This window comes from Streptomyces sp. TLI_146 (genome assembly GCF_002846415.1).
GTDB lineage: Bacteria > Actinomycetota > Actinomycetes > Streptomycetales > Streptomycetaceae > Streptomyces.
In genome coordinates, this window is record NZ_PJMX01000001.1 from 466,100 (window position 1) to 489,012 (window position 22,913).

Sequence of the window (22,913 nt, forward strand, 5' to 3'; positions counted from 1 at the left end):
CGGCTGGCCGTCGTTGGCGATGCCGCGATTGCGCAGTGTCCCTTCAGACGGTGAAGCCGAGTTTCTCGGCGACGACACGCGAGGCAGTGTTCCCAGCCATGGCCCACCACTCGATGCGGTGGACGTCGAGGGTGTCCCAGCCCCAGTCACACAGGGCCCGAGCGGCCTCCACCGAGTACCCACCCCAGATCAGCTGCCCCCGAGATGGAGCTACTCCCACCTCAATCAAGCCGTCTTTCCGGGTCGGCAATGCCTCAAAGTGAAGCTACGGGGCGACAATAGCGAGAGCACGATGAGCTGTCTGTACACAAGGAGCTCCTGGGTACTTCGGCAGACCACTGAGTCACATCAACCAGTTGCCGACGCTGCACGGTAACTTCGATCGTGGATCGGAGAACACGATGAATAGGCCACCCGATCCGCAGCCACCACCACATCCGGACCCGGACCGGGGCCATCTGCTGGCGCGCACCGGCGTGCGCTGGACCATCATCGGTGTGCTGATCAGCGCGGTGCTGACGGTGGTCGGCTGGGTGGTCCAGGCGCAACTGAACCACCAGCCTCACACGGGCGGCGGCCCGTCTCCGATCGTCTCCACTGCGAGCAACGTGTCAGGCCCCAGCGAAACCGCGACTCCGCCCGCCGACGGCCTGACGACCGCCGAGCACGAGCTGCGCGACTCCCTCAACAGCGACCAGTGGCAACGGCAGAGTTGTGAGCACGACAAAGCCCCCGGCGCGAAGGCAGCCCTGCTGTGTTCAGTGACCACGGAAGGCGGCACATTGAAGGCAGACATCGTGACGTACCTGTCCAAGGACAAGCTGCAGGAGGTGTACCGGACTTACGCCAGAGGGCTCCCCTTGGGCAACTGCGACGTGAGCCGGAACGTCCACGGCTCCTGGCACGAAAAAGACTCCACCATGCCCACCGGAGACATGGCTTGCTTCACCCTCGCCAACGGGCAATACCTCATCACCTGCACGTACTACGACCGGCCCGCGCTCTTCCAGGTCAGGTACGCCAGCGCTGAGGCGATCACCCGGTGGTGGCAGACCCTGGACCCGGTCTTCCGCACCGGTTGACACTCCCAGATTCCTTTGTCGGCGCGGCCCACACGGCCCTGGACGAGGTCTGGCATGCCTGGTGGCGCTCCGTCCTGCACGGTTATCCCAGTACTTGCCGCATCAGCGAGGTTCTGGAAGTTCTCTCCCTCTCCACCGGCACCCTCACCCCCTGGTCGGCCCTCGGGAGCGCAACCCAGACCGAGACCGCAAACCTCCACCTCAGTCACGCACTTGACGTCTGGCTTCCGAGGATGATCTCGCCGACCTTCAACTCGGCTTCTACGGCGAACTACATGCCACACCACAACCGCTGCCCTGGCTGCTGTCCCTGGAGGCCGCATCGGCCCACCCAACTCAGGGAAGTCGAGCGCATCGCGGTCAGCTGAGCGACCCTGCTGAGGAGATGCGGCCGCCCGATGAGAGGCGTACGGCGAATCGGCTGCGCAGACGGAGCCGACCGGATTCGAACCGGCGTCCTCACGGTTTTGGAGACCGCGCGCGTCGACCTCTGCGCTACGGCCCCGCCTGCCCTCACACCCTATCCGAGCCGCGCTGTCGACTCTTCCCCCGTGCCGGGACCGTGCCTGTACGCGCCCTGTGCAAGGGCGACACAGGCGGCACTTGCTCAACCCCGCCGGGCGAGCTCGTCGGCGTCAACAGCCGTTCATGGCAGGGCGGCTGCCTCGGCGCCCCCCCCCACCGCCGAGACCCGCACCGGCGCCATCTCCGCACACATCGACAACCTCGGCGCCTGGATACAAGACACTGTCCGCCGGCTTGCCGCACAACGCGACATCAACGGCGACGGTCGCAGCGACATCGGCATGATGTACCGATTCGCCGACGGCGCGATCAAGATGTTCATCGGTGCTCGCCGACACGGCCGGACACATTCAGCCCTTCACCAGCAGCTACAGCGTTCCCGCCAGCGCGGGCTGGGACTGGAACGCGATCCGTCTCCCGTAAACCACTGTTCACGTGCGTCCGCCAGTGCACATGCGTCCGCCAGTCAAACGCTATGGCCGTCGCAGCCATCCTACGGATCTGCTCGGGCGACCAGCACAGAGCCGGCTCGGCCTCCACCAGGACGCGCAGAGCGGGCCGTTGAGCAAGGTTGGCCTGCTTGGGCCTACGACCGCGTCCGTAGGAGGCTGCATCGGCGAAGGCGGCTCGGTAGCGGTCCCGGCTACCGTTGCGGGCGATCTCGCGGAAGACAGTCGAAGAGGATCTGCCCAGCCGCTTGGCCAGCTGCCGGGCCGATTCTCCCGCGGCGATGCCGCGGGATGCCTCCTCCCGCTCGCCGCCCCTCAGATGCCGCTCTGACGGCGTCTGCCGGGGGGAGAGGCGGACGCCACCGCCCTGCTTATCGGAGATCGGCCTGGTACATGTCCGGATCAGCCTGAGTGTGTTCGGCGGTTGCTCAACTGCTTGTGTGTCGGGCGGGTGCCGCCTGTGATGTTGGTGCTTGCGTCGGGCGGATGCGGGTCGTGCCGTCTCCTTCCTGGTGGGCCGGGCGCCGGGGCAGTCGCGACGCGGGCAGCAGGCCGAGAGCGGCGAGTGCGGCCAGGATCAGCAGAGTGGAGCTCATGGTTGAAGCAGCTGCGCCAGATGCGCTGGCCGCGACGGCGATGCCGAAGGTCGGCCCGATGTTCATGGCGGTCTGCTTGAGTCCGCTGACGACCCCGGCGTACCCGGGTGGCGCGTCACCGACGACGGTCCCGGTGGCGGTGACCATCACAGTGGCGAACCCGGCACCCATGGCGGCAAAGACCACAGCCATGGCCATCCATGTGCTGGCGGGACCGAGCCGGGACAGCCCCGCGATGCCGACCACGACGAGGACCGTACCGGCCATCGCGGTGCGGCGCGCACCGTACCGGCGCAGTGCGGCGACCGCGGCGGGTGAGCCGAGGACCATGAGCACGGTCAGCGGGAGTACGCGCAGACCGCTGTCGAGCGGGTCAAGTCGAAGTACGTCCTGGAGGTAGAAGGTGGCCCTGAACAGCGCGCCGAACAGGCCGGCAGTGATCACCAGCAGGATCGCCATCGACGCTGTCACCGGTACGGACCGCGCTACGGCAGGTGGAACGATGGGGTGCGTGGTGCGGCGTTCGTGCCAGATGAGCACCGTTGCGACGCCGGTGACGGCGAGGAATGCGAGCAGCGTCGTCGCGGCGGTCCACCCCCGTGCGGGTACGTCGGCCAAGGCGTGGACCAGGATGGCGAGCGCGACTGCCAGCAGGCCGGCGCTGGTCAGGTTGAGCCGTGGAGAGTCGGCACGTTGAGGTGCCGGTGTGCGTACGGCGAGGGCGAGGACGGCGATGACGAACGTGAGCGGCACGTTGACCCAGAAGACGGCGCGCCATCCCAGATGAGCCACGAGAACACCGCCCAGGAGCGGACCGGTTCCTGCCGCCACCGCGATTGCACTGGTGCGGATCGCGATCGGCTTGCCGAGCTGGTCCGCGGGATACGCCAGCCGTAGCAGCGCGAGCGTCGCAGGCTGGAGGAACGCGGCGAACCCGCCCTGCACCGCGCGCAGGAGGATCACCCAGCCGACGGTCGGCGCGAGCGCGATCCCGGCCGAGGCAACCCCGAAACCGAGGAGGCCGACGAACAGCAGGCGCGAGTGCCCATACCGATCCCCGAGGCGCCCGGCGATCACGAGCAACGCGGCCACGGCGACCAGATAGCCGGTGCTCGTCCACTGGATCTGCACCACGCTCGCGCCGAGCTCACGCTGCATCCCGGGCTGCGCCATGAGCAGGATGGTTCCGTCCAGGGCGACGATCGCCGCGCCGACCACGCTGACCAGAAGTGCAATCTGCCGCTGTGCGGGGGCGGTCATGAGGTCACCGGGCCGAGATGGGCGTCCAGAACTGCCGTGATGAGCCGGTCGCGTTGGTCGTCGCCGGGGTCACCGCCCAGCGGTGGGCCGCCGAGGGCGAGTTGCAGGCTGCCCCATGCCCACAGCTGGGCCATGCCGTGCAGGTTCGACCACAGGACGGCGGCGGTCACCTCAGGCCGCGGTCCAGCCTCGTTCGGCCCGTCGGCGCATCGCGCGGCTTCCCTCTCCGATAGGCATCGGGCGACGAGTCCGGTGAAGTGCCTGAACAGCGGGAGGGTCGACTCGCGCAGCCTCGGTTGGTCCGATGCCTGCGCCGCGCCGTCGAGCAGGTCGTGCCGCCACATGAGTTCGAACATGCCGCGGCGTTCCAGCGCATACCCGACGTACGCCCGCGCGAGAGCCTCCAACTGGCCGCGCGGTGTGGTCGGCCCGGCGACCGCGGCCTCGAACATCGCTGCGAGGTCCTCGAAGCCGCGACGGCCGATAGCCGAGAGTAGCGCGTGGTGCGTGGGGAAGTACCGACGCGGCGCACCGTGCGACACCCCTGCTCGACGAGCAATTTCCCGCAGGCCCACGGACGCGGAGCCCTCGGTCAGTACAAGTTCGACCCCGACGTCGATCAACCGCTCCCGAAGGGAGCTCTCATCAGTCATAGACAGTGTCTACCCTGCATACGTAGACACTGTCTACTCGTTGGATGGGCGATCATCCCGCCCAGCAAGAGGCGGGATCCGCCTCGGCTCGCTCACCCACGGCGGCAGCTGACCGGGAAGGGTCACACCCTTGCCCAGTTCAGCGAACAGCCTGCGAAGCGCGTGACTGTGGTCCCGCCCTATGGTCGAGCGAGATGGGCAGTACCGAGATCTGCGCTCGTTCGTCGTACTGCGGGGCGGGCCGCTCCTGGAGACCCGCAACGCCTGGGAGCCGTATCGGCTGCTTGATCCCGCCGGGGTCGTCGAGCCGGTCGCGGTGTACCTGAAGCACTTACCTGACATCGGACGGCCCGCGACGACGCAGCGTTGCGGCCTGTTTGTTCTCTCTCAGGTCGTCGATCCCGTTGGCGGGCAATTAGGCGAGGCGTTCGTGACCGGGACCGGGCTGCACCGCGATGGCGTCCGATTTTAGAACGGCCCCGTCTTCCTGCCCATGTCCAGCGTCCAGTAGTGGGTCCATGGGCCACCTTGGGAATAGCCAAAGCCAGCCTCGCGGGTGTCGTCTGGCGTATACCAGTCATCAAACAGGATGGCATTGCGATGCCCCCAGCCCCACGCCTCGTCATCTTGCATCCAGAAGCGCACGACCTTCTCGGCTGTGTCGAATCCCACGGCTACGTTCTCCGCCCGCCAGGTATGGAACCCCGCCTGCTCAATCGGCTGTCCGACCTCCCAAACCAGTATCCCGTCAGGACCGCGGTGCATGTTGAGATCGTCAACAACCCAGTTCTTGTCCTGGCCTTTCAAGAAGTCGCTGTGGGCGCGCGCTATCTGGGTCAGCGCTCCGGAAAGCATGAAGTCTGGGACGCCGGGCGGCATGGTAGCGCCTGCGGAATTCCCGTGAGGTGGGTAATTTTCCGGATGTGTACGTGCGTCTGTGACGAAGCACTGTAGTTCACATTCCTCGGCAGACATAGCGGTCATCATGAGGTCCCATCGCCAAGGGAGAACATCCACGTCGCGTGGTGCATGGCGATTCTCCTTGCATGCGTAGGGCGTGCACGTACGGCCTGGCTAGCTAGGTACAGGCTTCAGCAACCAGAAAATCGCTGAGATGAGCTCCGTCGCTAACGAAATTTCCAGCCTGATGCGCCTAATTGGCGGGAGTGCAGTCATCACTCATTGCCGCCTCACTCTTCCAGGACATCACCGCCCCAACACCTTCGCAAATTCACAGGAAGGATCGTCAAAGAAGGTGCCCTTCTGGGGACAAGGTGGGGATCTTGCCCAGGGAGTTGCATAACGCCATCAAGTATTTACCCCACCTGCCTCGTTTGGCGGGCGTCGTTCCGTAGCGGCCCAGACGGGACAACCGCCTGGGCATGCAATTCGGGGCATCCGCGGAGGCTGCTCCCGCCCCCGTTCCCGAGGCCGTACACCCAAGGCGTTCATGGCTGCGACCAGCACCGTCGCCCCGTAGCGCACGGCCAACTTGCAGCACCAGTACAGGATGTGGCCGATGGTAGGCGAGGCCGCGGATCGAGCCGTCTGAGCTCTGGGAGGCTCAGAGGAACGAGGCCGGAGGATCCGTTTCGGCTTTCCCCGTGTCGAGTTCGCGGGCCCGCAGAACGGTGAGGGCGGCGTGGGCAGCCCTGGACAGGCGAGTGCGGCACCAATCGCCTCAAAAGACACCCGCCGTGGCTACGAGATACGACGAACTCGCCGTCCACTACGAGGCAACCATCCTCGTCGCAGCCATCAACGAGTGGCTGTGAACGTCGCCTCGGCACGGCCCAGCATGCGCACAGCGTCGGCAGCCGCAGGCGACAGCACCGTGTCATCCTGCACGTCGGCCAGAGGGATCCATGCTGCCGCCTCAGTAGAGCCAGCGACCTCACTCACCGTCGGTACCCCTGCCTTGAGGGCCACAGCGTAGAACAATGCTGTCAGGCTCCAGCTCACGCCGCTTCTCTGGGCTGAGTACGTCCTCGCCTCGAGCAGGTGAGCCTCGGTCAGTTCAAGGCCCGTCTCTTCCAAGAGTTCGCGGGCCAGTGCCTCGACAGGCTGCTCGCCCGGATCGATCCCACCACCAGGCAAATGCCACAGCCCCGGCTGGAAGACGGGCGAAGCATCCGACAACCGAGCCAACAGCAGTCGATCATCTTCCATAGCGATTGCGTACGCCGAAATGCGGGTCCTCACCTGCGACTTCACGAGCTCTGATCCTCCCTGTATCGAACCAAGTCAGACGGAACCTTAACGCCATCAAGATCGACTTTCTCAACAGGCCCTAGCGGCTTGGTGAGGTGAAGCCTCCGGCGACGAGGCGGGGGATGATCAGGTTGTGGAGGGGCTGGATGGCTTTGAAGTACAGGTGCCCGGCTTGGTTGTGGTAGCGGATGACGGTGGTGAACACGCCCTCCAGTCCGCCGGTGGGAGTCGGGCGCACGGCGAAGGAGGCGCGGAAGCCCAGGTGCTTGTCGTCCTCGCCGCCCAGCACTTCTTCCTCGCTGACCGTCCGCACCAGGATCGGGCCCAGCTTCCGTCCGGGCTCGATGCGGATGTCCGGCACGGCGACGCGTGTCTGGGTGTGGAGCCCGAAGGGTGCGGTGATCTTGTCGCGTATGTCCAGGAGCCGGTGCACCCACTCCGGGGTCGCGGCGAGGACCTGGTGGGCGAACTCGGGGGCACTGGTGCCTTCGGGGATGTCCACGGCGACCGCGTCGACGTGGTCGTAGCCGCCCAGACTCGCCACTGCACTGGCCATGACCGGTCGGGCGTTCCTTCGGACGCGGGTGTCAGCCACGGCTCTTCAGCTCCCCGGACAGCGCACGCGCCGACGTATCCCTGATCGAAGACATCACAACGGACTCCCTCTGACGACCCGTGCCGTGCCCTTCAAGATCCTAGCCACCCCCGGATGTCGGGCATCCGGCCGACCCCGCACAGGCCGGGGTGCGGCGGGGCCGGCAACTCCTCAGCCCTGGCGCGCTTACGGTGCCCCGCCGGGCAGATTCGCTCCGTCAGCGGCCGCGGGGCAATGCCTTATGTGCGGACAAAAGCGTGGCTGGTGCACCGGGCAGCTCGCGCGGCCACCGGCGGCCCGTGGTTCGGCATGCCCCTCTACGCCGTCGCCAACGGCGAGGTCATCCCCGAGAAAGCTGAGCCCGACCGGCTCACCGCACGGCCGCCGACGGGCAAGGGCCCGCTGGGCCGTCCTATTGTGGATCACTCCGGGGAGCGGGACGATGGCGCCCATGGTCTCTCAAGAAACGCCCACCCGTCCCGCAAAGGCAGCGCCACCAGCGGCCCGATCAGCCCGCCGGAAGCCTGACCCCGCACCCGGCCCCGCAGGCCGTAGGCCCCTCTGCGCTCGCAGCGAAGCCGACGTTCCGGGGCCGGGGTATGCGGGGTCGAGGTCAGTCCGCGGGCTCAGGTAGCGGAAGCCCTGACGGCACCTTTCCCTCGGTAGTCCGCGGGCTTGGTCTGCGTCTTGTCTTTGTGGGGCTTGCGCTGCCCGTGAGGCGTCGTGGGCGTTGCGGCGGCCCTCTCCTTCTGGTCCCGCAGCTTGTGGGTGCGGTCGGTGACGCAGGTGTCGTATCCCCCACACTCCCTACGGGCCTGCTGATACAGGGGGTCCGCGTTGGACTTCTTCGCCTTCCTCGTTGACTCCGCGATCGCCTTCGCGTTCTGCTGGCGCAGCTTGTGAGTGCGCTCCCTGACGCAGGTGTCGTAACCCCCACACTCCGTACGGGCCTGCTGATACAGGGGGTCCGCGTTGGACTTCTTCGCCTTCCTCGTTGACTCCGCGATCGCCTTCACGTTCTGCTGGCGCAGCTTGTGAGTGCGCTCCCTGACGCAGGTGTCGTAACCCCCACACTCCCTACGAGCCCGCTGATACAGGGGGTCCGCGTTTGACTTGGCGGCGACTGCTTTTGCCGTGTCGAGCGCCTTCTGCTGCTTGATCAGCTCGGGAGCGATCTCGCGGGTGGCGCCCTGGGTGAATCCCTTGTGTTCGAAGGAGCGGAACAGGACCTCGATTTCGTTGTTGTCCTTGATCTCGTTGTAGTCGTCGATGATCCGCTTACGCAGATCTGGGTTGTTGCGTGCCTGCTCCAGCAACTGCTGGTTCCTGCGGTCCAGATAGGCTGCGTAGTCCTGGCTGATGCCGTCGGCGATGACCGCGGCAATGGCGTCAGTCATCTGGTGGGTGCCTGTGCCGCCCCGGAAGCCGGTCCTCGGCACCTTGACACTGCGCCATCCCTTCAAGGACGTCGTGGCCCTCCACGACGCCGAGGGGCCGGTGGCGGTCGTGCTCTTGCTTGCCCTGGTCTGCGTGGTCGCGTTCGCTGTGGTCGAGTTGGTGGTCGGGGTCGACTTGGCGGTCGGGCCCGTGGAGGCTGGTCCCTTCGGGGGCTTCTTGGGGTCGCGCGGTGTGGTGCGCGTCCCTGGGGTGTCGTCGTCATCATCCGGCGGCTCCTGGAGCCGACGACGTTCGGCCTCGGCCTCAGCCAGGTTCACTCGGGCCGTCTTCAGCTGCCGCACCTTCTCCCGGCGGCCCGGACGGGCCTTCTTCGTCTCCTCCTCCAGGCTGCTGACCTTGTCCTTGAGGTCGCTGATCCTCCTGTCGAGGCCTTGGATCTTCGCCTCGGCACTTTCCGCGTCCGGCTGAGTTTCCTTGACCGCGAGGTACTGCTTGAACTTGTACTTGTACGCCTTGCGAGCCGCCTCCAGATCCTTGCCAATCTCTTCCCGTTCAGCGTCAGTCCGGGCCTGCGCGGCTTTCTGGGTCAGATCGTGGATCTCGCCCGCAGCCTTGGTCAGTTGCTTGCGCAGCCCGGGCAGGGTCCCCTGCGACCGATGGTGGTACTCCAGTACGCCCCCCACCAGTTTCGGCGTATCAGAGACCGAGAGGCTGAGGCTGTCGCCTCCCATCTTCTTCAGAACGAGCTGGACGAAGCCCTGCCAGCCCAACTTCGGCTTGTATTTAGGGTCGTGAGGGTCCAGCGCGCCCCCGACCAAGGACTCGTACATGAACCACTTCAGACCTTGCCAGCGGCTGGGCTCATCGCCGGAGGAGTCCGAGGTGGGATGCGGCGGGCGTGGAGCGGCCGTCGCCGTCGCCATCGGCCCGATGAGAGCGAAGCCGACCACGGCAACGACCGCCACCAGGACCGCCCGCAAGAGCGCGGGCCAGCTACGCGGCTGCCGATGCAGCCCCCAACCGACCGTTCGCTCCCGGTGGGAGCCGGGATTACGCCATGGGATGTTCACGGGATTCCTCCTGATGCGAGTGGATGGGTGCAGGGCGGCCGGATCCGCCGCGGCTTCGACCTGTGGCCTCACTCCGCCGTTCTGGACTGCTGGAGGAAGCCCTCGCCACGCACGCCGTCGAACGGCCCCGCAGCGGTACGAGAAGCCTCCGGGGCCGGCGCCCCGGGCACAACGGATCACGGCGTCCGGGACAGTCCGGGACGCCTCCCGACCAGGTCAGCACCTACATCAGGACACTCCAGGACACCGTCGGCAGGCGCTGCACGGTCCTGCGAAGCAGGGATGTTCCTGATCCGCCCCCGTGTGGGCTGCCGCACCATCGGCACTCGCGCCGCCGCCGGCCGACACTCCCGAGTTGCGGGCCTGGCAGAGCGCCGCCGCGACGTTGCCCCGCACCCCCCTGGGCAGATCCATGCCGGGGCCCGCCACCCCGCGCAGCCGCCTGGCCCCGGCGACCGCGGGCTGCTCTACGGCGGCCCTCACATCGGGCTGCACATCGGCAACCCATGTGCCATCCACTCCCACCAGGCTCGCAACCGCGCTGTCCCAAGCCGCGCCACGCACTTCCCACCGATGGGCTGTCCGCCCGACAGCACGGGCGGGCGCCCTCGCGGACAACCGGCACCGCATCGTCGGGCCGACACAACGATGCTGAAACAGAGTGCTGATGGACGGATCGAATGCCTTTAAGCTCCCTTGCTACTTACGAGATAGGGGAGCGGTGATGGGACAGGGGCCCGATCCGGCAGCGGCACACAGCCCTGCCCAATTCGTTGAGCTGATGCGGCAGTTACGCCGTTGGGCGGACCTCAGTTACCGCCAGCTGGAGCGACACGCAACCGACGTCGGCGACGTCTTGCCGCGTGCGACGATCTCCGCCGCCCTGAGCCGCGACGAACTGCCCCGCGCCGAACTCCTGGCCGCCTACATACGGGCGTGCGGCGGTGACGAAGACTCAGTGACCGCATGGCTGAACGCCCGCAGACGCCTCTCCATATCCGGCTCTACGACCTCTACGACACCACCGCTTAATCCAGCAGGCGAGGACACACAGCGGACCCCCGCCGACAAGAACGACGACACGCAGCAGAAAACGGTGCGGGTTCCGGGGGAATCAGCAGCTGACCAACAGGTTCCGGGCGCCGACCCAGCCAGCGAGCCGACGCCGCACAAAGCGGCTGCCCCGGCCGACGACACCACCCGCCCAGCGAACACTGCGTCCAAGCGGCCCCGACGAGGCCAACTGACCGCGATCACCGCCATCGCCGCGTGCACCGTCGCCGGGGTACTTGCGCTGGTGGCGTTGTGGCCATCCGACGACGGTTCCGATGACCACGCCGGCCGCGCGCCCCAGAGCGCCCGGCCCGGCAACCCCACCGCTACCGGCACCGCATCCAGGCAGCCGCCTGCTCCGGCCACCGAGCGCCGGACGGCCACAGCCGGGCCCACCCTCTCCCCCACCGTCTCACCGGCCGAACAGGAGAAGACGGCAGCTCCCCGTCCCAACCGCAGCTCTGAGTCTGGTTCCGCTCGGCTGCCGGCGGCCGGCTGGACCCTCATGCACCCGGCAGCCTCGGCCTCCCTGTGCCTCACCGAGGGACGCGAACGCAACGGCCGCACCAACCGGGAAATCGCCGTCCAGCACCCCTGCGCAAACGCCCCACTCCCCCGCGTCTACCTCGAAAAGCTGAGCGGGCCCACCTACCGCATCCAGTGGCACAACCCCGACCCCGGCAAGGGCATCGGCTGCCTGGCCGTCGACGGAGCCTCCGCCGCTCCCGGCGCCCTGATCGCACCGCGAGACTGCGCGGACAGCAACAGCCAGAAGTTCCGCCTGGAACCTGCCGACAGCGGCTTCCGGCTCCGCCCCCTCCACAGCGGCCTGTGCGTGGGCTTACTGCCTCCGCTCACCGACGGCGCCGAAGCCATCCAGACCGACTGCACCACAGACACCAGCCAGGCATTCACCTTCACCCGAACCTGACAGCCTGGCTATGGCTCCCGTTGTCCGCCCGGAGACCGGGGCACGGGCCGACGAGCAAGGGCAGGCTCTACCAAGTGCGGTCGCAGGTGCGACCGCACTTCCCGCAGCGGAGTGCAATCAGCCGGTCCGCGACGGTGAAGAATACGTAGGCTCCATGTGCCCCGCCGTCTCGGCCCGTACGCGTTGTCTGCGCTGACCGCAGGAGGCGCTTCCGCCCGACGCCTACGGTCCGCTGCGGATGTACTGACGAACGATGCCGTTGCCCGTCTGCAAGTGAAAACCGTGCCGCTCCAGTAGAGCGTCGGCTTCTTTCTGGGGGAGAAGCCGGAACCGGAGCCGCTGGTGGGACAGGACCTCCTCCTGCCTCTTGATGTGGTAGTCCTTGGTGTACCGGCCCTCGGGATCGACGTCGACATACTGGACGTAGAGCAGGCCACCAGGCAGGGGGCGTTCTGCGAGGACGTGCGGTCCCTGGACGCCGAGGGGAAGCAGTCCGCCGGGTTTGATGGCCGCGGCGAGGTTCTTGAGGCCTGTGGCAGCCGCTTCCCCGTTGTGTGACGTAGGTGAAGCCTGTGCTGCCGAACTCCACGCGCAGGTTTCCCTGTTACCGCGGTCCGCCGCAGCGCTACCATCGACCACTTTGTCCTTCGCCCTCGACACGCTGCGCCCGCCCTGCCCGGCCCAGCCGGCCCGAGCCGCCTTCGTCGAGTGCTGGGACCGGAACGTTCACCCGCCCAGGGCCCGGGGCATCCACCGGATTATGGGACACATGGGGTTTGCTCGTTCGGTTAGGGTGCGTCGAATGGACGACAGCACTTCACTGCAGCACTCAACGGCGACTCGGCCCCTGTACTTCCATCCTGACTATCTCGATGCCGTACGCGCCGGACAGAAGACGACCACCATACGTTTCCGTGACCCGGTGGAGACAGGCCAGGTGAGCCTGGTGTTCGAGTTGGACGACGAGGTGGCACTACCGGGTGTCGTCACGCAGGTCACTGCTAAGACGATGGCTCAGCTGAGCGAGTCGGACGCCCGAGCGGACGGCTTCCGGGACCTCGCCGAGCTTCACGACAGACTGCGGTTTCACTACCCCCAGATCGAGCCGACCGACACCATCTCCATCGTGCACTTCCGGTTGGCGAAATGAGTGAGTGACCTCAGGCATCGACTGGAGCGCCTCCCCGCGGGATCACGCCACTTCGGGACGTGGGCGACCCCAGCTCCGCTGACCATCCCTGCGGATGCGGGCACGTTCATGGCGCTGGGCGGCCACGACGTCGGGGGCAGGCATTGTTGTTGCGCCAGCTCATGTGGGCTTGCAGGACCCGGGTCTGGAACGTACGTTACGCGCGGTCGCGGAGTTCGAGCCGGTACGCATCCACTCGGCCTGGCCGTCCCGCAGAAACCACAGAGCCACCTGACGCGAGCCGTGCCCGAAGGCAGAGCGTCACCCAAGCGCCCCTCCAACTCCTCGCCACCTGCATCCCGCTCCCGTTCGCTCCCCACTCGCAGCCGACCGGTGCAAACCCCGAGCGAAACCACGTCAGCCCCCAAACCGCCGCGACGCGCGCCCAAACCACCAAATGCCGCAGCCCGGGCCACCTGCCTGGCGCATGTTCCCCCTCAGCCGTTGCTGGAACTTCTGTTTTTCCGTGCATGCAGAGGCGGTGTGAGGGAATCCGCTGGCCAGGAGGTTGATATCGATGGTTCCCCTGCTTCTGGTTCTTCTGCTGGCTCTGCTTCTCTTCGGTGCGGGCTTCGCCCTGAAGGCACTGTGGTGGATCGCGGTGATCGTGCTGGCCGTGTGGCTGTTGGGCTTCGTTGCCCGGTCCGTGGACAGCGGCGGCCGTAGGGGCCGCTGGTACCGCTGGTAGGTGGGCAGGCACCCCCTTCGCGATGAGGATCACCGCGGGTGACACGGGCATGAGGTGGGACCCAGCCAAGGACGGCTGGGTCCCACCTCATGCCCGCGATCACTTCTCCTGGGGAGCGTGAGTCGGCCCGGGCGTATCGGGCGCAGGGCTGGGTACGTGCACGGTGCACCGGCCCCGTAAAGGGCGGCAGTTGGAACCCTGCGCCTCCAGCTTTACGGGGCCGGTCCTTTGATCTTGTGGCAAGATCGCGGGATGCTACGACTCACCGACTTCATCATCGACTGCCCGGACACCATGAAGCTGGCAGCCTTCTACTCCGAGGTGACGGGGCTCCCGGTCAAGGAGAGCAGCAACGAGCACTGGGCCGGTATCCAGTTCGGCGAGATCGAACTGGCCTTCATCCAGGTGGAGGACTACCGCGCCCCGCGGTGGCCCGACAACGAACACCCCAAGCAGTTCCACCTCGACTTCGAAGTCGACGACATCGAGGCCGAACAGCACCGCGTCCTCGCCCTCGGCGCAACCCTGCAGCGGGACTGCGTGGGCCCCGAGGGCTACGGCTTCCGCGTCTACACCGACCCCATAGGCCACCCCTTCTGCCTCTGCCGCAACAAGGGTGTCGTCTGGACCGATCAGGGTCCCACCTGGCCCAAGCACGACCACTAGGCCAACGCGTTCCGCCGGTGCGGACCGTGTCCCGGCCGGAGGGATCCGCGGCCGCCGTGAGATCTCCATGATTGAGTGCCCCCTCGGCACACTCCAGGACGATCCACGACCTCCTCCCGCTCGTCCAGCGAGGCAACGTCAGGTAGGAGTCGAGGCGCTGTCGCCTTCTTCATCGTGGTCCGAGTGGGCCGAGCCGGTGGTCGAGCGCGGCACCGACCGCGGGGCAGTTCTGGCGGATGATGTCGAGGAAGGCGTTCAGCGCCGGGGAGCGGTCCCGGGCGTGGAAGGACAGGACCAGATCGGGCAGAGGTGTGTGCGGGGTCACCTCGCAGAACCAGGTGCCCCGTCGTGGGACCGTCAGCATGCGGGAGGGTCCCAGACCGACGCCCATCCCGCAGGCAGCGAGGCCGATGATGGTGTGGATGTCCCTCGCGACGGTCGCGCCGGAGAGCGCCGGGGAGTCCTTGCCCAGCAGGGTCCGCAGGCCGGTGACGACGGCGGGCTCATCCTCGCCCGGCGCCACGATCAGCGGCTGTCGCCGCAGTTGGTCCACGTCCACCGACGACTGCCCCGCGTACGGATGCGTGCTGCCCACCACCGCGACCAGGTGGTCGTGCCCGATCGGGACCGAGACCAACTGCTCGGCCCCGACCCCTCGTGGACGGCCGCGGCCGATCGCCACGTCAAGTTCACCGGCGACCAGCGCGTCCGCGCTGCGGCTGGTCGCCATCTCGTGCAGTTCCAGCCGCACGTCGGGCCGTTCGCGGCCGAACCGGCCGAGGACGTCCGGCAGGGGGTCGAGCAGTGCCGAGGCGATGAACCCCAGGCGCAGCCGTCCCGTCTCGCCGCGCGCTGCCCTCGCCGCGTCGACCGAGGCCGCCGTGATCTCGTCGAGCGCCCTGCGGGCCCGGAGGAGAAAGGCCGCACCCGCGGCTGTCGGGAACACCCCCTGGCGGGTGCGGTCGAACAAGCGGGCGCCAACTTCTCGTTCGAGGTCAGCGATCTGCTTGGACAGCGGAGGCTGCGCGATGCCCAGCGCACCGGCCGCCCGGCCGAAGTGTGCGTGCTCGGCGAGGGTCAGTGCGTATCGCAGGTGCCGCGCCTCCATGCCAGCCCCATTCATATCTCATATGTATCGTGGGGCAGCTTGTCAGATCTTTCGATGGATGATCAGAGTCGGGTCGCGTGGAATGCGGTCATGACTGCTTTTTCCTCCACAGACACCGTCTTCGTCTTCGTGCACGGGGCCTGGCACGGTTCCGGGCAGTGGGCGGCGACGCAGCGCGCACTCGCCGCACTCGGTGCCGCGAGCATGGCCGTCGACCTGCCGGGGCACGGCTTCGACGCGCCGCTGCCCAGCGGATACCTCCAGCCGGGCCAGCCGGGCCTGTTGACCGAGAAGTCCGCGCTCGCCACCGTGACGATGGACGACAGCGCCGAGGCCGTACTGGACACACTGCGCCAGGCTCGCCACCACCGTCGTGTCGTACTCGTCGCGCACAGCGCGGGCGGCGGCCCCGCGTCACTCGCCGCCCAGCGCGCACCCGAACTCGTCGACGAGATCGTCTACCTCTCAGCCTTCGTACCCGCCGGACGACCCCGGTTCTTCGACTATCTCAGCTCGCCCGAGAACGCCACGGCACGAGGCCAGAGTCTGAACCTCGGCGACCCCGAAGAACTGGGCGCCGTACGGATCAACCCGCTCTCGCAGGACCCCGCCTACATCGAGGAACTGCGGCAAACCCACTACCACGACACCCCCCTGGACCGCTTCGGCCGCTGGCGCTCGGCACTGAGCCCCGATCTACCGCTGGCGATCCCCACCACCCCGGTCATCGTGACCCCGGGCCGGTGGGGGCGTATCCCGCGGACCTTCCTGCGCTGCGCGGACGACCGGGCACTGCCGACGGCCGTGCAGGATTTGATGATCGCGGAAGCCGACCGGGCCATGCCCGGCGACCCGTTCACCGTGCGCACCCTCCCGGGCAGCCACAGCCCGTTCGCCGCCCGGCCCCATGAGCTCGCCGCGGCGCTGCTGCCGTGAGCGGCGGACGCCTCGTGCTGCCAGTGGTGCGCAGCGCCGCTCATCGGCTCAGCAGCGGGACGCCACACGGCACTGCCCGTGCCGGCCATCGGCGGAGTCACGTTCGGCGCCTTCACCGCCTCGGTGTTCACCCTGGTCCTGGCTGCGGTGCACCGCCCCGCCGCCAGCTCGATCTCCGGACTGCTGCCCACAGCACAGCAGCTCGGCGGTTGCATCGGAGGGACCTCAGCAGGACTCGCGTATAACGAGTACGGCCACACCCCTTGGCTTCACCAACCCTGATGCCGTACCGGAGGCCCTGCCTTCATACATCCACCCAACCAAGATCACCCGGTCAGGCACCCTCTTCGATCACAACCATCCTCCGCGTGCCCGACCGCGGCCGGGGGCGGGGTCGGGTGACGCGGCGACCACTTCAAGATCATCCGATCAGGAGCCCCGTTCGATTCGCAGCCTCGCCAGTCGGTACGACAACGGCTCCTGAAGCAAGGTGAGATGGCGCGGAACGTCAGGACGGCTCGTCGCGCTGGCCAGGATCCTGTGGCGTCCGGTCCCCAAGACTCCTCCTCTGTATTCGGCGGAGGGGAACGTGCGCCTAATCCAGGCGTTGGCGTGGTTCTTCATCGTGGTCTCAAGGTCGTTCGCGATCAGCACCTGGGCTGCCTCGGTGCACCCGTCACGGACCATGCCTGAAGCTTTGTCCGGGAGATCGGCAAGTTCGATGAAGACCGGGTGGGTGACGAACGTGAGCCTGCGGCTGGCAGCCTCGCTCGACACTGGCGGCAAGGACATGGGGCGCGGCATGTGTAATGGCCAGCCCGTGACCGAAAGGCCACGGGCCTGAGGCTTCTTGCCCGATGCCGGGCAGAGACGGGGATAGCGGTACTGACGGACGAACCGTCCATGCATCTGCCCCCTAGGGGGCCGGTTGTGCGACCACCCCAGTCAGCCACCAGGCGACGATGAGCCCGCCCGGCAGGACGAGCAGCGCCGTGGCGAACATCCAGGTGACCGCCGGAGCGGTGCGTGCAGCCAGCTTGCGGCAGAGGAACAGCGCCAGCACGAAATAGAGGGCGAGAGGAATGAGAAGCAGGCCAAGACCGGCACCCACAGCGTCACGCCCCTTCCATGGCACAGGAGTTGAGGCCGGACCGGGGACTCCGATACGCGGTGGTTTCCCTGACGTCTTGCCCTGACACGAGCCACCCCATTTTTGAACGCGTTCAACTCAGGGGTGGATCATAGCTCTGGGAGCGCAGGCCAGGAAACCTGCATCCGCTGGAAACATCTGGCATCCCCCTCCGCTGCGCCCCGTGCAGGAGATCCGGACACGGCCGCGAGACTGAGCAGATGGGACACAGCGTGAGTCATCCGGCGTAGCTCCAGGTCACCGCGTTACTTCGGGATGCGAGCCGAGAGAACCTACAGATTCAACCTATGCCCTACCTTGCCGCGCGTGTGACGGAGCACGGCAGTTTACGAGGGTTCGTAAGGAGTGCGCTGGTCGCGAGACCAAGCAAGCGCGGTACTCCGTGAGGATGGAGCACGACACGTTTACGAGTCAGGTCCTGGAACCGCCACTGCGGGTATCGGCTCGGAATTTGGTGCCGCGCGATCGGCGGGGGCGTTGCGGATGAGGCTTACGACGTGGTCGGCGAGGACTCCTTGGGCCGGGCTGTGCCGCGAGGCCAGCCTGACGAGCGCTATCTCCATAGAGGTGGCCAGCCAGTGCCCGGCCCCTACCCTGGTTGCTGTCAGCAGTACCGCAGCCGCTCCCAGGTGGCCGGGCCCACCACGCCATCGGCGAGCAGCCCGTGGTCGGCCTGGAAATCCTCGACCAGGGATTCCAGGTGAAGGCCGAAGAAGCCGTCCACGTCCGGCACCGAGTAGCCGCACTGGAGCAGCAAAGCCTGTACCTCGCGGACCGGGTCCCCGATACACCCCCGCCGCACCAGCGCCGTACCCGTGTCGTAGCCGCCCTGATGGGCGATCGGTGCGGGCCTCGCATCAACCCATATCCCGCCCAACTCCAGCGGCCACCGCGCTTCGTTGTCGAGGCCGGTCAAAGGCACCGCCACCAGAAGAGCAGTACCGCAGGCCAGCACCACCCACAGCAACAGATCCCACATCACCAGCCCCCCCCCCCCCGCCCCTTCCACGATCTGTACTGCCAGCACCGTCTTCTCCACACCCAGGGCCATCCCGGCTCCGGTCTCCGTTCGGTGCTCTCGCGTCCTGGACGGACGGCTCGCGCCCAGGACACGACAGCCAGCGGCTGGACATCTTTCGGTCGCACCAGCCCGGGAGGGGTAAGAGAGCCGGCCGGTTCTCCAAATACATCCCTCCTGACTCCTGCCAAGGCCCATGCCCTGACCCCATGAGCAGCCCTCACCGCGCCGCGCCCGGGCTGCGGTGCCCGCGACCGTGTCGCCGACACCGGCCCGCGCGGCCCCGCGCCGCCGGTTCCACGGCCTGAGCGGGGATGCCGGTCACCGACTCCAGCAGGCTCGCCGTTGTTCAGCACTCCGCTCCCCTGCTGGTAAACAACCCCTTGCCACCCACTGCCCGCACCGGCCAGAGGTGGCCGACACCCGCCTTGCCCGCCGCGCCGAGCTGTTTCTAACGTGGGCCGTTGATCACCCACGAGCTCCGATCCGTTACAGGGGGAAGACGGACAGTGGCACGACCCGAAAAGCCCTTGGACCCGGACGCAGGACCCGTCGCGGAGTTCGCCCACGCCCTGCGCCACTTGCGTCGCGACGCGGGCCTGTCCTACCGGGCCATGGCGCAGAAGACCGGCTACTCGGTAACCACGCTCTCCCAGGCCGCAGCAGGTGAGAAACTTCCCACCTTGCCCGTCGCCCTCGCCTACACCGAAGCCTGCGGCGCCGGCCTGGACCGGGCTACATGGGAGCAGCGCTGGCACGAAGCCGAACAGGCGGTGCGGCGCGCGAGCGCGGCCGTCCGCACCGAAAAGGAAGCGGACGGTCCCGCTCCCTACCGGGGACTTGCCCGCTACGAACCATCCGACGCCACCCTGTTCTTCGGCCGCGACACCCTCACCAACGACCTCACCACCCTGGTGGCCCGGGAACGGGTCAGCGTGGTCATCGGCCCGTCCGGCAGCGGCAAATCCTCCCTGCTGCGCGCAGGGCTCATCCCCCGCCTCCAACACCCCGACCCTGATCACACCACCGGGATACCTATCGCAGCCCTGCGGATCTGCACCCCAGGGCCCCACCCCGCCAACACCCACGCGAAACTGTTCACGTCATGCGACACCGCAGCGACCGGCGAGGGCGACGCGGACACCGTGGTGATCGTCGACCAGTTCGAAGAGGTCTTCACCCTCTGCCAGGACGCGGACGAGCGCGAGGCGTTCCTCGATCTCATCCTGACCGCCCGGGAGCCCGGCAGCCGCCTGCGGGTCGTGCTGGGCGTGCGCGCCGACTTCTACAGCCACTGCCTCCACCACGCCCGCCTCGTCGACGTCCTGCGCGAAGCAGCCCTGCCCGTCGGACCCATGAGCCCGGACGAACTGCGCGAGGCGATCACCAAACCCGCCACCGCTCAGGGCCTGATCGTGGAACGCGCCCTCACCACCCGCCTGATCGACGACGTTTGCGCCGAGCCCGGCGCCCTGCCGCTGATGTCGCACGCCCTGCTGGAGACCTGGCGCCACCGCACCGGCCGCACCCTCACCCTCGACGCCTATCAGATAGCCGGCGGCCTCGACGGCGCCGTCGGCCACACCGCCGAAACCCTCTACGCCACCCTCGACCACCACCAAGCCACCCTCACCCGCCAGATCCTGCTCCGCCTCATCACCCCCGGCGACAACGCCCCCGACACCCGCCGCCCCATCGAACGCACCGAACTCGACTTCGACAGCCCCAGCGACACCACCGCCGTCCTGGAGGCACTGGCCCACGCCCGCCTGATCACCCTCGACGACGACCACATCGACCTCGCCCACGAGGCCCTCATCACCGCCTGGCCCCGCCTGCGCACCTGGATCGACGAGGCACGCGCGCGGCTGCGCCTGCACCGCCAGCTCACCGACGCCGCCCGCACCTGGCAGCAGCTCGGCCGAGACGCGGGCGAGGTATGGCGCGGCCCCCGGCTGACCGCAGCCGAAACAGCCTTCCCTGGAGCCGGACAACACGATGAACTCAACGTGCTGGAACGGGAATTCCTGACAGCGAGCCTGGCCGCCCGCACCCAGGCGCAGCATGCAGCGGCCCGCTCACGGCGCCGCACCCGCACCCTGCTCGCCACCCTCGCCGCCCTCGTCACCCTCGCCCTCCTGGCAGGCACCATCGCCTGGCAGCAAAACCGCAGCCGCGCCGAGCAGCACAGGGAGTCAGTCGCCCGCAGCGCCGCCGCACTCGCCGAGAGCCTGCGCCTGACGGATCCGCAGACCGCCATGCACCTGAGCCTGGCAGCCTGGGAGATCGCTCATATTCCGGAATCGCAGGCAGCCCTCTTGACCTCTGCCCACACACTCGACCAAGACGCCTACGATGTCGCCGACGTCGATGAGGGATCCGGCCTCTTCCTCGACCGATACGGGCGCATTCTGATCACCCGTTCCACCACCGGGAGCGTCGTCCGCCGCGACGCGGACAACCGTCGCACGCTTTCCTCAGTCTCTCTGCATGACCGCATCATGGATGTGAGCCCGAACGGCGAAACGCTGCTGGTGTCCAATCAGAACGGCGTCCGGCTCTGGCGCCCCGACACGGTCGAGCGGGCTGCCGTCCCGTTCGCGGCGTCGGCCCTCGCCGTCGGCCGCTTCCAGGCCGACGGACGCGTCGTCGTTCTCACCGACTCCTACAGCACCCCCACTCTCCAAGTATGGAATGTCGCCGACCAGCGGCTGCTGTTCCGCGACACACTCAAGCATCCGCTCGACCCGGCACACACAGCCGTCAGCGACGACGCACGCTACCTCGCCGCCTGCCCGCCGGATGGCACTCTCCAGGTGTGGGACATGGCAGCCAGACGCCGTCTCCAGCCACCGCCCCCTCGCTATGACTGTCCCCGCAATGCGGCATTCCAGCACCTGCACTTCCTTCGTGGAGGGCACAGTCTGGCAGTCGTGGACGACATCGGCATGCGCTCGTGGGACCTCGCCACGGGCCACCAGGAATGGCGGAAGGGCCTGCGTGGCATCAACGACGCCGCGTTCAGCGCGGACGGTAGGTTCCTTGCCACTGCCACACCCAACGAGATCTTCCTCTGGAAGACTTCCGCTTTGTCATCCGCCCTCCTGCGCTACCCGATGGCCCATGAGACTGCCAGGAGTCTGCGACTGGACACCACCAGGGGGTTGCTGCGGTACGTCGACGCCCGTTCCTCGACGACGGTCCGGTCTTTGGACCTCCGAAGCGCACTGCACGCCGCGGAGAGCCAGACACCAGTCGACACAGCCCGGCTCAGCCCTGACGCCAAGGTGCTCGCCACGAGCGTACGGCGAGGGGACAAGGTGTTCTTCCAACTGAGGGACGCAGCCACTGGCCGCGTCAGCACCGATCTTCCGCCCGTAACCTGCCCCAGGAACAGCGCTCAATGCCGCGGACGAATATTCTTCAGCGGCGACAGTCGAACGCTCGCGTACGGCCTGGTAACACAGTGGCCCTCGTACCCCCCTATCCACTTTGCCCTGTTCGACGTCGCACGACGGCGCAACAAGCCCACGCTGGCCCTCACACCAGCCAATACGTCCCCCCGGGGAATCGCCGATGTTGCCCTGACCTCCTCGGGCACCGCCCTGCTCGCGATCCGGCTCGACCAGCCCAGCCAGTACAGCCTGGAGCGTTGGAGCACGCTCGACGGGACGGTGTCTCCCATAGCCGACAACGTCGGGGCAAGCTTCCTGTTGCCTCCGACCGACCATCAGGCCGTCACGAAAGGCGGTCTGGTCACGGACCTTCAGACGGGACGCACCACCGTACATCCACACGCCAACGACCTTCAGGAAACCACGGCGACAACCAACCACGGCATCGCCGCCGGGGATTACCCCAGGATCCTCTTTTGGCCCGACACGACACGACAGGACACGGCCCCCTTCTCAGCCCTCATGCACAGCGGCGATGCCCCCGACACCAGTGACACGAGCAACACGCCAGTCACCGTCTCGGCCATCGCGGTATCCCCCGACGGCCACAGCCTTGCTGCCGCCGCCACCAACCGGACGCTGCAACTGTGGGACGTCCACAGCCGCCGCCCCCTGGGAATCCCCCTCCCCGCCGACGGCGGCTTCATCACCTCGCTCGCCTTCAGCCAGGACGGCCGCACCCTCTACTCCGCAAGCCAGCAGACACCCTGGCACGCCTACCCCCTTGACCCACAGCGCCTGATCGCCGCCGTCTGCACGCGGACACACACTCCTCTCACCAGAACGGAATGGAAACAACTCATCCCCGACACCCCGTACCGAAAGACTTGCTGAGCAGAGTCGGGGAACGGCGCAGTGGCTCATGCTCTGTCTCCACCGC

The 22,913-nt window shown here is 67.5% G+C and carries 21 protein-coding genes and 1 tRNA gene; 10 read left to right on the top strand and 12 right to left on the bottom strand.

Annotated elements, in window-relative coordinates; genetic code table 11:
• Positions 1–43: 43 nt before the first annotated feature.
• Positions 44–172, bottom strand: coding sequence for a GNAT family N-acetyltransferase (locus BX283_RS42375; protein WP_373979092.1), 129 nt, complete (start codon positions 170–172; stop codon positions 44–46).
• A gap of 184 nt (positions 173–356) precedes the next feature.
• Here BX283_RS42375 and BX283_RS02190 point away from each other — a divergent pair, with 184 nt between their 5' ends.
• On the top strand, positions 357–1,082 hold the full coding sequence (locus BX283_RS02190) for a hypothetical protein (RefSeq protein WP_143676347.1): 726 nt from the start codon (positions 357–359) through the stop codon (positions 1,080–1,082).
• A gap of 430 nt (positions 1,083–1,512) precedes the next feature.
• On the opposite strand, the gene BX283_RS02195 is transcribed toward BX283_RS02190, so the two are convergent.
• The 4 genes from BX283_RS02195 to BX283_RS02210 all read right to left on the bottom strand — a co-directional run bounded on the left by BX283_RS02195 (position 1,513) and on the right by BX283_RS02210 (position 4,565).
• Positions 1,513–1,587 (bottom strand) — tRNA-Trp (locus BX283_RS02195).
• A gap of 338 nt (positions 1,588–1,925) precedes the next feature.
• On the bottom strand, positions 1,926–2,462 hold the full coding sequence (locus BX283_RS41305) for a helix-turn-helix domain-containing protein (protein WP_306822859.1): 537 nt from the start codon (positions 2,460–2,462) through the stop codon (positions 1,926–1,928).
• Between the two features lie 22 nt (positions 2,463–2,484).
• Positions 2,485–3,912, bottom strand: coding sequence for an MFS transporter (locus BX283_RS02205; protein ID WP_101385968.1), 1,428 nt, complete (start codon positions 3,910–3,912; stop codon positions 2,485–2,487).
• Positions 3,909–4,565: a TetR/AcrR family transcriptional regulator gene (locus tag BX283_RS02210; RefSeq protein WP_101385969.1), complete on the bottom strand. Its 657-nt coding sequence runs from the start codon at positions 4,563–4,565 to the stop codon at positions 3,909–3,911. The genes BX283_RS02205 and BX283_RS02210 overlap by 4 nt, the downstream gene beginning before the upstream one ends.
• A gap of 181 nt (positions 4,566–4,746) precedes the next feature.
• On the opposite strand from BX283_RS02210, the gene BX283_RS02215 reads away from it, so the two are divergent.
• The gene (locus BX283_RS02215) at positions 4,747–5,037 is read left to right on the top strand and encodes a hypothetical protein (protein WP_101385970.1); all 291 of its coding nucleotides are present in this window, start codon (positions 4,747–4,749) and stop codon (positions 5,035–5,037) included.
• On the opposite strand, the gene BX283_RS02220 is transcribed toward BX283_RS02215, so the two are convergent.
• From BX283_RS02220 to BX283_RS02235, 3 genes are all read right to left on the bottom strand, one after another.
• Positions 5,034–5,540 carry a CAP domain-containing protein gene (locus tag BX283_RS02220; RefSeq protein ID WP_143676348.1) on the bottom strand — a complete coding sequence of 169 codons (507 nt, stop codon included), beginning with the start codon at positions 5,538–5,540 and terminating at the stop codon, positions 5,034–5,036. The genes BX283_RS02215 and BX283_RS02220 overlap by 4 nt on opposite strands.
• A gap of 783 nt (positions 5,541–6,323) precedes the next feature.
• The gene (locus BX283_RS02230; RefSeq protein ID WP_101385972.1) at positions 6,324–6,779 is read right to left on the bottom strand and encodes an NUDIX domain-containing protein; all 456 of its coding nucleotides are present in this window, start codon (positions 6,777–6,779) and stop codon (positions 6,324–6,326) included.
• Between the two features lie 76 nt (positions 6,780–6,855).
• Positions 6,856–7,332: a DUF2867 domain-containing protein gene (locus tag BX283_RS02235; RefSeq protein WP_101385973.1), complete on the bottom strand. Its 477-nt coding sequence runs from the start codon at positions 7,330–7,332 to the stop codon at positions 6,856–6,858.
• Between the two features lie 303 nt (positions 7,333–7,635).
• On the opposite strand from BX283_RS02235, the gene BX283_RS39950 reads away from it, so the two are divergent.
• Positions 7,636–7,899 carry a hypothetical protein gene (locus BX283_RS39950; RefSeq protein WP_143676349.1) on the top strand — a complete coding sequence of 88 codons (264 nt, stop codon included), beginning with the start codon at positions 7,636–7,638 and terminating at the stop codon, positions 7,897–7,899.
• Between the two features lie 98 nt (positions 7,900–7,997).
• On the opposite strand, the gene BX283_RS02240 is transcribed toward BX283_RS39950, so the two are convergent.
• On the bottom strand, positions 7,998–9,839 hold the full coding sequence (locus BX283_RS02240; protein ID WP_101385974.1) for a hypothetical protein: 1,842 nt from the start codon (positions 9,837–9,839) through the stop codon (positions 7,998–8,000).
• A gap of 724 nt (positions 9,840–10,563) precedes the next feature.
• Here BX283_RS02240 and BX283_RS39955 point away from each other — a divergent pair.
• The 5 genes from BX283_RS39955 (at position 10,564) to BX283_RS02270 (ending at position 14,366) form a co-directional block, all read left to right on the top strand.
• Positions 10,564–11,823 carry an RICIN domain-containing protein gene (locus BX283_RS39955; protein ID WP_143676350.1) on the top strand — a complete coding sequence of 420 codons (1,260 nt, stop codon included), beginning with the start codon at positions 10,564–10,566 and terminating at the stop codon, positions 11,821–11,823.
• A 342-nt stretch (positions 11,824–12,165) separates the two neighbouring features.
• A complete protein-coding gene (locus tag BX283_RS02250; protein WP_101385976.1) occupies positions 12,166–12,381 on the top strand; it encodes a hypothetical protein in 216 nt (71 codons plus the stop codon).
• Between the two features lie 244 nt (positions 12,382–12,625).
• Positions 12,626–12,973 carry an ASCH domain-containing protein gene (locus BX283_RS40425; protein WP_180357015.1) on the top strand — a complete coding sequence of 116 codons (348 nt, stop codon included), beginning with the start codon at positions 12,626–12,628 and terminating at the stop codon, positions 12,971–12,973.
• A gap of 556 nt (positions 12,974–13,529) precedes the next feature.
• The gene (locus tag BX283_RS02265) at positions 13,530–13,700 is read left to right on the top strand and encodes a hydrophobic protein (protein ID WP_101385978.1); all 171 of its coding nucleotides are present in this window, start codon (positions 13,530–13,532) and stop codon (positions 13,698–13,700) included.
• 252 nt (positions 13,701–13,952) lie between these two features.
• Positions 13,953–14,366 carry a VOC family protein gene (locus BX283_RS02270; protein WP_101385979.1) on the top strand — a complete coding sequence of 138 codons (414 nt, stop codon included), beginning with the start codon at positions 13,953–13,955 and terminating at the stop codon, positions 14,364–14,366.
• A 169-nt stretch (positions 14,367–14,535) separates the two neighbouring features.
• On the opposite strand, the gene BX283_RS02275 is transcribed toward BX283_RS02270, so the two are convergent.
• Positions 14,536–15,474: a LysR family transcriptional regulator gene (locus BX283_RS02275; protein WP_101385980.1), complete on the bottom strand. Its 939-nt coding sequence runs from the start codon at positions 15,472–15,474 to the stop codon at positions 14,536–14,538.
• 90 nt (positions 15,475–15,564) lie between these two features.
• Between BX283_RS02275 and BX283_RS02280 the strand changes: the two genes are divergently transcribed.
• Positions 15,565–16,410, top strand: a complete 846-nt coding sequence (locus BX283_RS02280; protein WP_101385981.1) for an alpha/beta fold hydrolase — start codon at positions 15,565–15,567, stop codon at positions 16,408–16,410.
• 916 nt (positions 16,411–17,326) lie between these two features.
• Here the strand turns inward: BX283_RS02280 and BX283_RS02295 are convergent.
• Both BX283_RS02295 and BX283_RS02300 read right to left on the bottom strand, forming a co-directional pair.
• Complete coding sequence (locus tag BX283_RS02295; RefSeq protein ID WP_101385983.1) at positions 17,327–17,521, bottom strand: hypothetical protein; 195 nt, start codon at positions 17,519–17,521, stop codon at positions 17,327–17,329.
• Positions 17,522–18,164: 643 nt separating this feature from the next.
• Positions 18,165–18,599, bottom strand: coding sequence for a peptidoglycan-binding protein (locus BX283_RS02300; RefSeq protein ID WP_180357016.1), 435 nt, complete (start codon positions 18,597–18,599; stop codon positions 18,165–18,167).
• Positions 18,600–19,087: 488 nt separating this feature from the next.
• Here BX283_RS02300 and BX283_RS02305 point away from each other — a divergent pair, with 488 nt between their 5' ends.
• Positions 19,088–22,867 (top strand): helix-turn-helix domain-containing protein, encoded by a 3,780-nt coding sequence (locus BX283_RS02305; protein WP_180357017.1) that lies wholly within the window; start codon positions 19,088–19,090, stop codon positions 22,865–22,867.
• Positions 22,868–22,913 lie beyond the last annotated feature (46 nt).